Raw genomic sequence first — 14019 nt, 5'->3', positions numbered from 1 at the left:
TATAGCCCTAAATTAGTTGGGTATTTAGTTGGGTATAGAGAAAGCGAGCAAGATGCTCGCACTCCCCAAATGTACCTAATGACTATGGGAGCCGCTATATCATCCATTACATCGGAGTAATTATCCCGGAATTAACCCTTACTTTTCTACCCATTCGCGGACTAATTGAGCGAGCCGATCGCTACTATCTCGAACGGCTAACGCACCGGCTGCCTCTGCCATTTTCTGCAAGGACTCCGGTGACTTGAGCCAGTCTAAAACTTGCTGTTCCAACTGTTGCGCCGTTAGCTCTTGTTGGCGATACACTACGGCGGCCCCTGCATCGGCAAAGACTGCTGCATTGTAGGCTTGATGATCTTCTGCCGCAAAGGGATAAGGGATTAAAATAGAGGGAGTTTTAGTCACGGCTAATTCAGTTAAAGTCCCCGCACCAGCCCGACTAATTACCAAGGTAGCACGATGCAATAATCCCGCCATATTGGGATAAAACGGCATGGAAATGTAGTGCGGATGCTGAAAACTATCGACTTCGGGATCATTGTCTCCGGTTTGATGGAAAATCCAGGCACCGGCATCAATCCAAGATTTAGCGCATTGACGCACCAGTTTGTTGACAGCAACTGCGCCTTGGGAACCTCCGGCGATCGCAATCAAAGGGACATTTTCAGGAATAGGTAAATCCAATTTGGGAGTGGCGAGGAAGGGCGATCGCACGGGAGTTCCGACACAAGCGGTTTTTGCTTTGGGTAAATATTGCGCCGCCTTCTCAAACCCGATCGCCACGACACTACAAAAGGGACTAAAGGTGCGGGTGACTTTCCCAGGCAAGGCGTTAGACTCATGAAGAATAGCTGGTAATCCCAGCGAACGGGCTGCTAAAATGGCTGGAGCCGCAATATAACCCCCAGTTGTAAAGACGCCGTGAAATTCTCCGGTTTTGAGCAAGCGGCGCACTTGAAACACGGAACTGACGAGTCGGAGGGCGATTTTGAGGGTGCCGAGTCCCAGACGCTGTTGAAATCCTTCGACGGGAATAGTGTGCAACGGATAGCGATCGCCAATGAGTTGAGTTTCCATGCGGTTGGGAACCCCCAACCATTCAATCTGATAGTCTTTGAGTTGTTCGGAGGTGGCGAGTGCTGGGAACAAATGCCCACCTGTTCCACTCGCAGCGATCAGTAGTCGAATCGGTTTATTTGCCAAGTCGGTAGCCTCTGTTTGCGGTTTCCTGGGGATAGTTTTCGGTTGGATGCAACAATCGCGATCGCATCTAAAACTATAAATTTAAATGGGTTGAACTATCTTTATTCGATCGCCTGTGCAATCCAATTCAGTTCATCCCTGCGGAAATCCCCGGTTCTCTCCGGAAGACTAATGCTAGGTTCTTTTCTGTCGTGTCGTGTTGAAGCCCTCCCCAATGACTAATCCCTTGAGCTTACTGCAATCCCGTTTGAACCCTTTGCGGCAATCCACGGCGACCCCCAGTCGTGAACGTTCGGCGATCGCTGCAATTATGGTCAGTTTCAGCCTGTGGTGTGCTGGAGGGGCCACACCGATGCGCGTTGCTGCCGCGACGGCTCAAACTGCACCCCCGGAACTCAACCGGATTCTCCAGGATATTGATGCCGCAGCTAATCGGCAAGATATTCAAGGGGTGATGCAGTTTTATAGTCCCACTTTTGTCAATTCTGATGGATTAGATTATGAGAGTTTGAGGGCAGGGTTAACCCAACTGTGGGAGCGTTTCCCTAATCTGAGCTATCGCACGCAGATTGAGTCTTGGGAACGGGATGGGAATGGATTTAGGGTGGAAACGGTCACCGAAATTACTGGGGTGGAGACTCAAAACGATCGCAATTTGAGGTTAACGGCAACGATGCGATCGCAGCAACAGTATAGTAACCAGCAAATTGTCGGTCAAAATATTCTCGCCGAACGCAATCAAATCACCACTGGCGAAAATCCCCCCACTCTACAAATTAATTTACCCGAAGAAGTCCGCCCCTCAGAGCGTTATCACTTCGATGCGATCGTGGTTGAACCTCTGCGAAATGATTTAATCCTCGGCTATGCACTGGAAGAACCCGTTCGCACGACCCAATATTTAATCCCTTCAGATTTGAAGTTAGAACCCCTCTCAGCCGGAGGTTTATTTAAAGTCGGTCAAGCCCCCTCCACGGAAGATAATCGCTGGATTTCAGCCATTATTGTTCGCAAAGATGGCATCACAATGGTTACCCATCGCCTCCGAATTGTCGCCCCTTAACCCTCAGTTTGATTCTATCCCGAGAGAGCTGCTCTCTTAGGAATTCCACAATTCTGCTTTTGTTATCCCCCAATTGCGGCAAGATACGCTATAAAAAGAGCATTCCAGTCCCCTTTTTAAGAAGACCGGAATGCTCTTTTATTTGCCCATTCCCTTTAATTCATCCCAACCAAACCGATGAAAATTTAATTCATTAACCTAAAATATCTTTAAATATTAAATAACGGGAAATAATAGCTTATTTTTGTTTAGGGTCTGATGTGAAATTAGGCGAGTTTTGTTTTAAGGATTCACCGGGCCCAAAAACCATGTATTTGGTGCCGGGATACACCCAGAAGAGGAAAACCGTATTTTTAGAAATTAACCAGGCTAATTCTTCTAGGGGAATAATAGAGTTAGCCAGGAGGGTCGTTGCGATGGAATGCAAAATTAATGCTCCCCCAGACACAACGATATAACGACCTAGAGATTCCGCCAAACCGTGCTGCTTGCTATGCCGAAATACCCAAAGTCGGCAAATGGTAAAATGGAGCAGTGCTCCGGCTAGAGAACCGAGGGCTGCTGCGGTGGAAATTTGTAGATCTACTCCTCGGTTGAATAGAGTAAAGACTACAAAATCAAGAGAGGTTGCCAACCAAGAGGCAACAATCATTTTGCTAATATCTCGAATGTGTTCTATGAGCGATCTCATTGCACGCTTAGGTCTTTAAATTGCATAAATACCATACCGTTGAATCAGCAGACAAATTAAAAGTTCTCACCAGTCAGGAGAAAAGAGGCATCAAGCTTCCAACCCTCTTGGAGGGTTGCCGGATCAGCATACAGCATCCTCGTCCAAATGAGTACAATTAACCATCAGGAGTGAGGATTGGGGAAGCGGACGGTGATAGTCCTGCCTTACTATTTATTGTATTCTGGTGGAGAAAATGGGAGGCAGTGTGTCACTTGCTCAACTGGCTATGGGTTGGGGTTAAGCTGAAATCCGCCATGATTAGCTCTAAACTGATGTGGGTTTGAACCCGATGATTTGTAGAGAGGGGAGAGTTTATGTCTTGACATTGCCTTCACTGGATATCCCCATGATAGCGCTAGGGGGAAATGAGGGAGGTCAGCGGGGGAATGGGGATTGAGGTGGACATTTTCACTCTTGCTGTATTTTGAGGAGTTCTCGTCAGAATATAGCCGGGATTGAGGTGGAATTGAGGGGGGTGATCAGGGTTTGAAGCGGCGTCAGATTTTTGACCGATCAGCGGTTAGCAGAAATTTGAGGAAGCGATCGCTTTGTACTCGCCAGTCGCGCAAACTTAAATTTTTTAGGGGAATGCCTATCGTCCGGAGTATTGGGATGTATTATAGCAGATTCGGTAAAAAAATAGAGAAAATTTACAGAAAATTTAGGAAAAATTTACAGAATTAAGGCAAAAGTTAATCAGATATTTAAGGATTTTGAGCTAAATTGCGATCAGGGAAAAGAACACCGATTCGCAAATTGGGGATGGAGAAACTGCTGTGATGGATTGGTGCGATCGCCAGAACCGTTAAGATGAGAATCCTGAGCCAGTAAGTAACTACACCTAATCAACCGGGCTTTGTGAAAATCTATGGGAAACTGTTCCACAGATTTTGCTCAGGATTCTCCACTCGGGAGGGCGATCGGGGCAACCCGCTGATTTAAGAGTCCCCGAAAACCGGGTCAAATCCTGTCAGGTCAATGGATGCGACTGTCTCCAGAGGGATGGGTAAACCCACGACTGAGAAAGCCAAATTAACAAGACTTAACATTGTAAACTAAGGAATGGATCCTAATTTGCCAAATGATCCCTTAAATTAGGAAAGGCAGTGATAAGATCGAAAAACATCGCTATTCCGACCGGATTACCGGAGAGAAATAGCCTCTACCATTTTCACGAGATGTGCTCATGGTTCAGTCCTTTACAACGACAACATCAATGACTCCTAGCAGTCAAAAAGTTTCTAAAGTCGAAGGCATCAAAGAACGCAGCAACTATTTGCGCGAACCGCTTGCCACCGAGCTTTTAGAAGATACGACTCATTTTTCCCATGATGCCTATCAGATTCTGAAATTTCACGGTTCATATCAGCAAGATAACCGGGAAAATCGGGTCAAAGGACAGGAAAAAGACTACCAAATGATGCTCCGCACGCGATCGCCGGGAGGATTCATTCCACCCCAGCTGTATCTGACCTTAGAACGGCTGTCGGAAGAATATGGCAATCACACCCTGCGCGTGACGAACCGTCAAGGTTTCCAAATGCATGGAATCTTGAAGAAAAACCTGAAGACGACTATCCGGGAAATAGTCCACAACATGGGTTCTACCTTGGGCGCTTGCGGAGACCTCAACCGCAACGTCATGGCCCCACCAGCACCCTTTACGAACCGTTTCGATTACGATTGCGTTCGTAGATATGCCAACAATATCGCCGATTTGCTGACCCCACAGAGTGGGGCCTATTATGAGATTTGGCTGGATGGGGAAAAAGCCATCAGTGGGGAAGAAAATCCCCAAGTGAAAGAAGCGCGGCAGCGCAATGGCAACGGCACCATTTTCTCGGATTCCCCAGACCCGATTTATGGAACCCAGTATCTCCCGCGCAAATTCAAAATCGCCATCACGGTCCCTGGGGACAATTCCGTTGATATTTATTCCCAAGACCTGGGCCTGGTGGTGATTCTCGATGATGCGGGCCAACTGTCAGGATTTAACGTCCTCGCAGGCGGTGGATTGGGACGCACCCATAACAAAGAGGAAACCTTCCCCCGTCTAGCCGATCCCATCGGGTTTGTTAGAAAAGACGACATTTACGATGCGGTTAAGGCGATCGTCGCGACCCAACGCGATTATGGCAATCGCGTCGAACGCCGTCTTTCTCGCATGAAATACCTGATCGAGGACTGGGGAGTCGAAAAATTCCGGGAAACCGTCGAAGGCTATTTAGGGAAAAAATTTGAACCCTTCAGACCCTTACCGGAGTTTAAATACCACGACTTCCTCGGTTGGCATGATCAAGGGGATGGCAAGTTGTTCTACGGAATTTCCGTGGAAAATGGTCGGATTCACGATCGCGGTTCGTTGCAGCTTAAGACGGCTTTGCGGCGAATTGTGGAGGCATTCAACCTGCCGATGCTACTGACCCCACATCAAAATGTGCTACTGTACGATATTGCACCGGCCCAACAACGGGACATCGAGCAAATTCTGCAAGAATGCGGGATTAAACGGGAAACCGAAATCGACCCGTTGGTTCGCTATTCAATGGCTTGTCCGGCTTTGCCAACTTGCGGTTTAGCCATTGCTGAAGCCGAACGCGGGATCCCCGGTGTCCTCGATCGCATTCGCGCCCTGTTAAATCAAGTCGGCTTACCCGAAGAACACTTTGTGGTGCGGATGACGGGTTGCCCGAATGGTTGTGCTCGTCCCTACTTAGCTGAACTCGGCTTTGTAGGCAAATCTCCGGATGCGTATCAAATCTGGTTAGGTGGGAGTCCCCATCAAACTAGGTTGGCTGAAACGTACATTGAAAGTTTAGCGATCGAAAATTTGGAAGCTACCCTAGAACCCTTGTTTGTGTATTTCAAACAAGAACAGCTTCATCGGGTTGAACCTGAGAGCTTTGGTGATTTTTGCCATCGGGTCGGGTTTGAAGCCCTGCGTCGCTTTGCTGCTACATATTCTGCTACTCCAAACGCTTCAATTCAAGAAATGGTTAATCAATACTCTTCTCCTGTTAATTCTGAAAATGTCACGACTTCGGGTGCCGAACCCATTGCGGCCTCGACCAGTTCTGAATCCTCTGCGCCGGTAACTTCCGGAAGCGATTCTCCCACGGGCGAGACTCCTGCTGCGGGGGATTCTGGTGTCCCTCCCACTCCTCCGACTCCTCCGAGTGGCGGCGGCGGCGGTGATGATAGTGAAGGTGAAGATGCCTCCGGTTCTTCTCGTCCTCCCCGTCGCCGGATTAATGTCAGCAATGAGATTTATCTTCAGCTTAAGACGGAGGCAGAGCGTCAGGGTAAGCCGATGAGTCAATTGGCTGGAGATGCGATCGATGCTTTCTTGAAAAGCTTGACCGAACAAGCCTGAAATTCTCGCTAATTGTCTCAGTTGAATCTACCTATAGAGGAAGAAAAATCTGTCAGGAGTTTGATAAATTAAGGAATCATCATAACGAGCGTGATGACTTGGGTGATCACCACTCAGGTCCCTAATTAAAATTACTGGCAGGTTTTAACGGTGAGCTTTAAGTTCAGACGACTGGGACTTTTGTGGTATTTGCGAACCATCCGGTTTGTAAAAAACTGGTGGAAAAGTAATAGCGGAGAATGGAAATGGATAGCGGAAAACCCTATTTCCCTAGAAGGCTTGAACCGGCAGCTATGGCGCTCCTCGGTTCCTTCGTTGAGCTTTTATGTTTTGCTCGGGTTGTCAGGCATCATTTCTACTCTGGGACTGCTGGCAAATAGTGCCGCTACTATTATCGGAGCGATGATTATCGCTCCTTTAATGGGTCCGATTCTGGGAATCGCCTATGGAATGGTCATGGGCAATCGACGCTTGTTAAAGCGATCGAGTTTAACCCTCTGGACTGGAGTTGGTTTAACGATTTTTATTTCTTTTTTGATCTCTCATCTGGTTGGCTTAAGAACGGTTCAAGAGGAAATTCTATCGCGATCGCAGCCCACATTACTGGACCTAGGCCTGGCGTTAGCCGCAGGGACCGCTGGGGCATTTGCTAAATCTCGCCGCCACATTGGCGATGCTTTGCCTGGGGTGGCGATCGCTGTAGCGTTGGCTCCCCCGTTAAGCGTTATTGGTATTGGTATTTCTTTGGGGTCTTCTAAAATTTTCAACGGCAGTTCTTTACTTTTTTTAACAAACTTAATCGGTATTATTTTTAGTGGGGGTATAGTTTTTGTTTGCCAACGGTATGGGTCATTAAAACGAGCAAAGGAAGGCTTTTTAATCTCCATTTTTACGTTAACTATTTTAGGCTTGCCTTTAGGATTTTCTCTGAATAATTTAGTCCTGGAGGATAATATTCGCCGGAGCGTCACCCTGTTAATTAGTCAAGAAACTCTTACGTTTTATAAAAGCGAGATCCGCAGGGTAGAGGTTGATTCACAACAAGAAGTCCTGATTGTCAATCTCGAAGTGGCTGCTGCTGCAAACTCGATTTCAGAAAATCAAGTTAAATTAGTGCGAGATTTTTTAGAAGAAAGACTTCAACGAAAGCTGTCCTTGAATGTCCAGGTGATTCCTTTGACGGAATTTACGGCTCCGGCTGACTCTGTAAACTCGAATCCGGATCCAAAAGTGGGAGAAGATTTTATCAATCAACCGAATTAAATTTAAAATAAAGGTTTTTTGTGAACGCAGCTAAAACCGGGAATTTTCAACATTTAGGCCAACTGCAACGAGTGGCGATCGCACCAGCACAACTTCAACCCGAGGGAATTCTCCTCGATCGCCCTCAACAGCATTATCTCAGTCGCGTCTTGCGCTTGAAAAGAGGCGATCGCTTTATTGCAATGGATGGACAAGGACAATGGTGGTTAGCTCAATTATCAGAAAATCTTGAATTTGCCACGATTGTAGAGTCAATCCCGGTACAAACTGAATTGCCAGTTCCCGTGACGTTAATCCTGGCACTGCCTAAAAATGGCTGGGATGAAGTGGTGAGGCAAACTACCGAGTTGGGTGTAACGACCCTCGTCCCGGTTTTGAGCGATCGCACGGTCCTCAAACCCAGTCCCAACAAGCTTGAGCGCTGGCGTCGCATTGCGCGAGAAGCCGCAGAACAATCAGAACGCCAAATCGTACCGACCATTCTAGAGCCAGTCACCTTTCAAGACTTTCTTGCTCTTTGGGAAACACCCCCAGAGCGCTATATTTGCGTCCCTCGCACCGACGCTCCCCATTTGTTAGAGCAGGTTTTGGCAAGTCAACGGTCCCCCACCGGATTACAACAAAGTCCCATTGAAATCGCAGTCGGACCCGAGGGGGGATGGACCCCAGGGGAAGTCGAACAGGCGATCGCCTCTGGGTTCCAACCCGTTTCTCTCGGCAGTCGCATCCTCAGAGCCGTGACTGCACCAGCCGTTGCCTTATCTTTGGTGGCGGCAGCTTTAGAAATTAATCCCACCCCAAATCAGAGCCTTTCACCCTAAAAATCAGAAAGAGACACTCAAATCGCGTCTCTCCTTGAGACTTCTAGCGGGTCGAAGTTTACATATTCCGAGCCATATCCAGATAAGAAGTCATATTCGCACCGGGACGACGACGGGGGGTAACCATCACTGGAGTGGCTTCCTGTTTCGGAGCGGGTTTCGCAGGTTCTGAAGAGGCGATCGCCGCTACAGGCGCAGGCGCAGGCGCGGCTGGCTTCGTTTCCGCCTTTTTCTTAGTTGCCTTAGATTTGCTCACCTTTGCCGGTTCAGACTTCTGTGTAGGAACAGGTTCTAGTTTCTGGACTTGAGCCGCTTCGGGTTTAGTCGCAGGAGTAGACCCTTTCGACTCTTCCAGTTCCATGTAGTATCCAGATTTTTTGGATCCAAATAAGCCACCGAAGAAGCTGAAAATACCGCCAAATAATTTTTTGATAAAACCAAACATGGTCCTTACTCCTAAAATAGTTACTCTCAATGGGCAAGGGTTCAAGCCTTAACAGCTTATTGCCGCCTCGGTCAAGCGATCGGGACAAGCAGATTCTGTTCAAGGCCCCCCAAAAACTGAAAACTGTTTCGTTTTATTATGAAGTTCTGATAAGCCAACTCCCCCTTTTTTGAGAGAAATCTTAATAAAAATTTACAAATTTGGCTCAAATGTCCGTTTTCCCTGAGAACTGCTTTACAGAACTACAAACATTTTCAGAATTAAATTATAAGTTAGCAATGAGAGATGGGGCAGAGGAGGAAGTTCGTAGTAACAACTTCAGTCGTTACTACAAACATTTTCCCCATTTCCCCGCTTCCTTTATAATAACTAATGACCTAAAACCCCTAGAGTTATGAATCAAAACAATCCGAAAAACCCTGTGATGTTAGTTCATGGTATGTGGGATACAAGGGATATTTTCAGTAAAATTTATCCATTTTTAAGCGAACTAGGATGGTCGGTTTATAGCTTAAATTTAATTCCAAATGATAGTTCGATTGGATTAGACCATTTAGCGGAACAACTGAGCGATTTTATTGAACAAACATTAGGAGGCGATCGCCCTTTTGATTTAATCGGATTCAGTATGGGGGGAATTGTCAGTCGCTACTATGTCCAGCGACTTGGCGGCATTGAGCGGGTGCAACGATTTATTTCCATATCAGCACCAAATCAAGGGACTGTGACAGCTTACGCTTTGCCTCTACCGGGATGTTTGCAAATGCGTCCGAAAAGCTCGTTTTTGGAAGATTTGAATCGCGATGCAGTGGAGATGCTAGGACGGGTTAATTTTACCTCAATTTGGACCCCTTATGATAGTATGATTATCCCGGCAAAAAACTCGCAAATGCCGGTAGGGAAGGAAGTGGTATTGCCGGTTTTGATTCATCGATGGATGGTGAGCGATCGCCGATGTTTGCAGGCGATCGCTGAAACCCTATCGGAACCTCTGCGTGTTAACACTGAAGTTCCGTAAGTAGGCCACACCTCTTTCACGATACCGCAGGCTTTCTATTGACCTGGGCTGCCATAGGTTACCAATCATTTAGAGTGGCTATATATTGGAATTGCTCAGGGTGTCTGGGAAGAGATTTTTTATTAAGAATTATGACGAATTGGGGTGAGTTTGCCTAAACTTAGTTATGATGAGTTTAGAGCATTCGTATAGGCGTCAACCGACAGGACAAAAAACTGGGTTTTTGTCGCTCAATTTTTGAGAATTAGCTAAATTTTTATTAAAAAACCCGGTTTTTCTTCCCGCTCCTGAACGTGGTTTTTTAGGAGATAAAGACCGGATGAAATCAATCGGCCTGTTAACGGGAATATACTTTTGTTTTTGGGGAATAAGCAGCTTGATATTGTGTGAATAAATCCGGTTGTTTTCCCGGGATTTAACTGACGCGGGACCCTCTCATCACACTAGAAATATCCCGATTTTTGAAAAAAGAATAATCATTTGAGGCGGCGCTATGATCAGGAAAACCATAGTTTTAGCAACGTTGCTGACCCTAGGCTTTTCAGCAACAACAACTCTGGCTCAATCTGTAACCTGTGCGCGTGTACGGGACCCGGATGGCTGGGTAAATATGCGAGATTTGTCCAGTGGACAAGTTGTCGGACGATTGAATAACAATACTTATTTAGCCTATAGATCGGTGACTTCCGATGGGTATGCAATTTTAGTTTCTGCTCTTAACAGGGGCGTTCACCAGAGTCGATTGGAAACTGTACCCAGTCGTTCCTGTAACGTGTTCTGGACTGTGCAAGACGACGATGGGTGGTCAAATCTTCGGGGATCTCCTGGGGGAGATGTGATTGGCCGGGTTCGCAGTGGAGGGCGAGTTTTGAGAATTGGCGGAGGAGGAGATTGGGCACAAGTGATCACCTCCGATGGGACTGTTGGGTATATCCATAATTCGCGCTTACGGGGGATGAGTACCTGGTAAGCGGATAGAGATTGTAGGGGCGAAATGGAGCATCTCAATTCTGAAAAGAGACCTAACCCCCCAACCCCCTTCCCTTCAAGGGAAGGGGGAGAAAGACGTCAATTCCCCCCGTACCTTGCAACGATATTTATTCCGCTTACCTCCCTCTTTTCTTAGGGGAGGGTTGGGGAGGGGTAGGTCCGGGGGGCAGGGGGGAGAAGGGTTAAGGGCGATCGCCAATTTCGGCAAATTCTGCACTGCCAAAAATGGACTCGGGATGGGCGTAATATTTAAACTCCAGTAAATTATAAAACGGGTCCTCTAAAAAGAACGTGCGATGTTCTAAGGGAGAACCGGGAAACCGCTGTTTTGGTTCTTCACGAAACAGGAGTTGATGTTGTTGTGCTCGTTCTAATAGGGTTTCCCAATCAGCTTCATTTTGAAACACTAAGCCGAAATGACGAGGATAAATGCTTTTTTGGGGGGTGATGGGGTCTTTGGTGACATGGGCAACGAGTTGATTGCCATAGAGGTTTAAAATAACAGCAGTATGGGATTCGCGCCCGACTTGGCAACCGAGACCTTGAGCATAAAATTCTTTGGTCTTGGGTATGTCGGTGACGGGAAAGGCGAGATGAAAAAAGACACTGTTCATGAGGGATTATTTAAGATGCCAACAGAAGAATTTGTTTTTAATTATGGCGCGTTATTGAATCCTTGGCTGGTGGCGGTGGGATTAAATACGGTTTTGTTAACGTTTGTTTATTTTTTACCCAAAAAGTTGCTCACTCCGGCAGGAATTATCCATGCTTGGATTTTGGGGGTGCTGATTTGGGGGGCCTTGGGGTTGCCCGGATATTTGGTGGTGGGGTTTTATTTTATTGTCGGTTCGGCAGTGACGCGGATTGGGATGGCGCAGAAGGAGGCGGAGGGAATTGCTGAGAAGCGATCGGGTGCAAGGGGACCGGAAAATGTTTGGGGTTCAGCATTAACAGCAGCGGTTTGTGCTTTGGGGGTGTTGGGGGTGCAAGGGTTGGATTTGGCTGGAATCGTGCCGTTGCTGTTGTTGGGATATGTGGCGAGTTTTAGTACGAAGTTGTCCGATACAACGGCGAGTGAGGTGGGGAAGGTTTATGGCAAGCGGACATTTTTGATTACGACTTTGCAACCTGTGCCGAAGGGGACCGAGGGGGCGGTTTCCTTGGAGGGGACGATCGCTGGGGTGGTGGCATCGATCGCCGTTGCTTTGGTGGGGTATGTGGTGGGGTTGATTGATTTGACGGGGGTGGGGTTATGTGTGATAGCGGCGTTTATTGCGACGAATTTAGAGAGTGTGATTGGGGCGACGATTCAGGAACAAGTGAGTTGGATGACGAATGAGGTGGTGAATATTATTAATACTACGATTGGGGCGATCGCCGCAGTCGGACTGGCGATCGCCTTGAGGGGGGTGTTGGGTTAAGGGTATGGATATTTTGAAGGGTTAAAAATCATCAGGGTTATACTCGTTGGACGGCACTCGGCGATCGCCTGAATTGGAGGAAAGACTGACCTCCATCAAGGCGATCGCCGCTTCTAATCTCGAAAGTTAAGTGAGAAGACTAAAAGACTCCGCAACCATTGTCTCCGGTTCTATTCCTTTGACGATCGCCAGGATTTCATCTCCCAAGGCGATCGCAGTCCCACAATTATAAGCTAAGAAATTAAGCACATCAAAGGTTAATCCCTCGCCTAACACAAACGAGTCTTCTCCCGGAGTAAAATCGGTAATTGTATCGGTGCCAGAACCCGACTGCACGACAAAGCGATCGCGTCCGGCACCGCCCGTTATGGTATCATTTCCAAAATCGCCACTGAGGAAATCATCCCCAACACCGCAATAGAGGATGTCATCATCTTTGCCGCCATAGAGGATGTCATTGCCACTGCCGCCAATCAGGGTATCGTTACCAGCATTGCCTTCTAACCAATCGTCGCCGTCACCGCTACAGAGAAAGTCGCGATCGCCTACGGCACCAATGGGTACATCACTGCCGATACCGCCTCGGATGGTATCGTTGCCATCCTCGCCATAGAGAGTGTCATCTCCTAAGTCTCCAAATAAGAGGTCATCTCCAGCGGACCCGCACACAATGTCATTATCTTTACCGCCATGAATGGTATCGTTACCATTTCCACCATGCAGGGTATCATCCCCTTGATTGCCGTTGATGAAATCATTGCCATCCCCGCCATAAATCAAGTCTCGTCCTCCAATATCGGGGACATTGGGATCGCTGGTGCCGCCGAATAAACTATCATCTCCCTGATCTCCCATGAGGATATCGTTCCCTAAGTCCCCATAAATCAGGTCGTTATCTTTGCCACCATAAGCGATATCGTCATCTTTGCCACTATAGATAGTATCCTCGCCTTCGTTGCCATTGATCAGATCATTGCCTCGGTTGCCGAAGACTAAATCGCGATCGCCCTCTCTGCCGATGGGAGTTTCGCTGCCATTTCCTCCCAGAATAGTGTCATTACCGAGGTCACCATACAAGATATCGTTATCCAGGTTGCCAAAGATCAGGTCATCGTCTTTGCCGCCGTGAATGATATCATTTCCCTTGCCACCATAGAGGGTATCGTTGCCTTCGTTGCCATTAATGAAGTCATTGCCTTTGCCGCCTTCGATGCGATCGCGCTGGATGCCAGGACCTACCGGGAATTCACTGCCTACCCCTCCAAGCATATAATCATCGCCGGTATCGCCATACAGCACATCGGTACCGCCTTTCCCCCAGAGAAAATCATGTCCAGCAAATCCTAAGATCCCTTCATGGCGATCGTCCCCCCAAATTACATCATTTTCCTCGGTTCCAACCAGGAAGATTTCCACCGGGGGTCTGTCTTGGGGTCCATAAAAGATAATTTCTGCCAGGGGTGGAATGGGACATTTACACTCACTGTTTTGCGTGGGGTTGCTAGGGACGGGGTTACAAGTGTTTGTACTGTTTGTATGCGGTACTCCATCGGGGGTATTTGTGGTGGGATTCTCAGAACTTGGGCGATCGGCATTGACAGGAAAATCAGGGGTTAAAGGACCGTTACCATTACTCCCGTCTGTCCCTGGATTACTTCCCCCATCGGTTCCAGTATCGGTATCGGGATT

12 protein-coding genes are annotated in these 14019 nt (G+C 47.6%); 7 read left to right on the top strand and 5 right to left on the bottom strand.

Translation table 11 applies throughout. The features are described 5' to 3' along the window. Window positions 1-138: 138 nt before the first annotated feature. Window positions 139-1203: an undecaprenyldiphospho-muramoylpentapeptide beta-N-acetylglucosaminyltransferase gene (gene murG, locus J0895_RS02255; RefSeq protein WP_207086513.1), complete on the bottom strand. Its 1065-nt coding sequence runs from the start codon at window positions 1201-1203 to the stop codon at window positions 139-141. A 214-nt stretch (window positions 1204-1417) separates the two neighbouring features. On the opposite strand from murG, the gene J0895_RS02250 reads away from it, so the two are divergent. Further along, window positions 1418-2266 carry a nuclear transport factor 2 family protein gene (locus J0895_RS02250; RefSeq protein WP_207086512.1) on the top strand — a complete coding sequence of 283 codons (849 nt, stop codon included), beginning with the start codon at window positions 1418-1420 and terminating at the stop codon, window positions 2264-2266. Window positions 2267-2504: 238 nt separating this feature from the next. On the opposite strand, the gene J0895_RS02245 is transcribed toward J0895_RS02250, so the two are convergent. Further along, the gene (locus tag J0895_RS02245; RefSeq protein WP_207086511.1) at window positions 2505-2957 is read right to left on the bottom strand and encodes a GtrA family protein; all 453 of its coding nucleotides are present in this window, start codon (window positions 2955-2957) and stop codon (window positions 2505-2507) included. A 1228-nt stretch (window positions 2958-4185) separates the two neighbouring features. Between J0895_RS02245 and sir the strand changes: the two genes are divergently transcribed. The 3 genes from sir (at window position 4186) to J0895_RS02230 (ending at window position 8456) form a co-directional block, all read left to right on the top strand. Next, window positions 4186-6372, top strand: a complete 2187-nt coding sequence (gene sir / locus J0895_RS02240) for a sulfite reductase, ferredoxin dependent (RefSeq protein WP_242540992.1) — start codon at window positions 4186-4188, stop codon at window positions 6370-6372. A 150-nt stretch (window positions 6373-6522) separates the two neighbouring features. After that, entirely contained in the window at window positions 6523-7635 is a 1113-nt protein-coding gene (locus tag J0895_RS02235) for a TIGR00341 family protein (RefSeq protein ID WP_207086510.1), read from the top strand. A gap of 20 nt (window positions 7636-7655) precedes the next feature. Beyond that, window positions 7656-8456, top strand: coding sequence for a 16S rRNA (uracil(1498)-N(3))-methyltransferase (locus tag J0895_RS02230; protein WP_207086509.1), 801 nt, complete (start codon window positions 7656-7658; stop codon window positions 8454-8456). A 58-nt stretch (window positions 8457-8514) separates the two neighbouring features. Here the strand turns inward: J0895_RS02230 and J0895_RS02225 are convergent, their stop codons facing one another. Beyond that, window positions 8515-8901: a hypothetical protein gene (locus J0895_RS02225; RefSeq protein ID WP_207086508.1), complete on the bottom strand. Its 387-nt coding sequence runs from the start codon at window positions 8899-8901 to the stop codon at window positions 8515-8517. Window positions 8902-9295: 394 nt separating this feature from the next. Between J0895_RS02225 and J0895_RS02220 the strand changes: the two genes are divergently transcribed. Then, window positions 9296-9919, top strand: coding sequence for an esterase/lipase family protein (locus tag J0895_RS02220; protein ID WP_207086507.1), 624 nt, complete (start codon window positions 9296-9298; stop codon window positions 9917-9919). A 493-nt stretch (window positions 9920-10412) separates the two neighbouring features. After that, window positions 10413-10889 (top strand): SH3 domain-containing protein, encoded by a 477-nt coding sequence (locus J0895_RS02215; protein WP_207086506.1) that lies wholly within the window; start codon window positions 10413-10415, stop codon window positions 10887-10889. A 202-nt stretch (window positions 10890-11091) separates the two neighbouring features. On the opposite strand, the gene J0895_RS02210 is transcribed toward J0895_RS02215, so the two are convergent. Next, window positions 11092-11523 carry a VOC family protein gene (locus tag J0895_RS02210; protein ID WP_207086505.1) on the bottom strand — a complete coding sequence of 144 codons (432 nt, stop codon included), beginning with the start codon at window positions 11521-11523 and terminating at the stop codon, window positions 11092-11094. Window positions 11524-11538: 15 nt separating this feature from the next. On the opposite strand from J0895_RS02210, the gene J0895_RS02205 reads away from it, so the two are divergent. Next, entirely contained in the window at window positions 11539-12330 is a 792-nt protein-coding gene (locus J0895_RS02205) for a TIGR00297 family protein (RefSeq protein ID WP_207086514.1), read from the top strand. A 126-nt stretch (window positions 12331-12456) separates the two neighbouring features. Here J0895_RS02205 and J0895_RS02200 read toward each other — a convergent pair. Continuing rightward, on the bottom strand, window positions 12457-14019 hold a 1563-nt coding region (locus tag J0895_RS02200), incomplete at its 5' end, for a calcium-binding protein (RefSeq protein ID WP_277989772.1).

It is taken from the genome of Phormidium pseudopriestleyi FRX01, assembly GCF_017313335.1.
Classification (GTDB): domain Bacteria; phylum Cyanobacteriota; class Cyanobacteriia; order Cyanobacteriales; family Laspinemataceae; genus Laspinema; species Laspinema pseudopriestleyi.
This window is presented reverse-complemented; position numbering and strand designations above follow the sequence as displayed.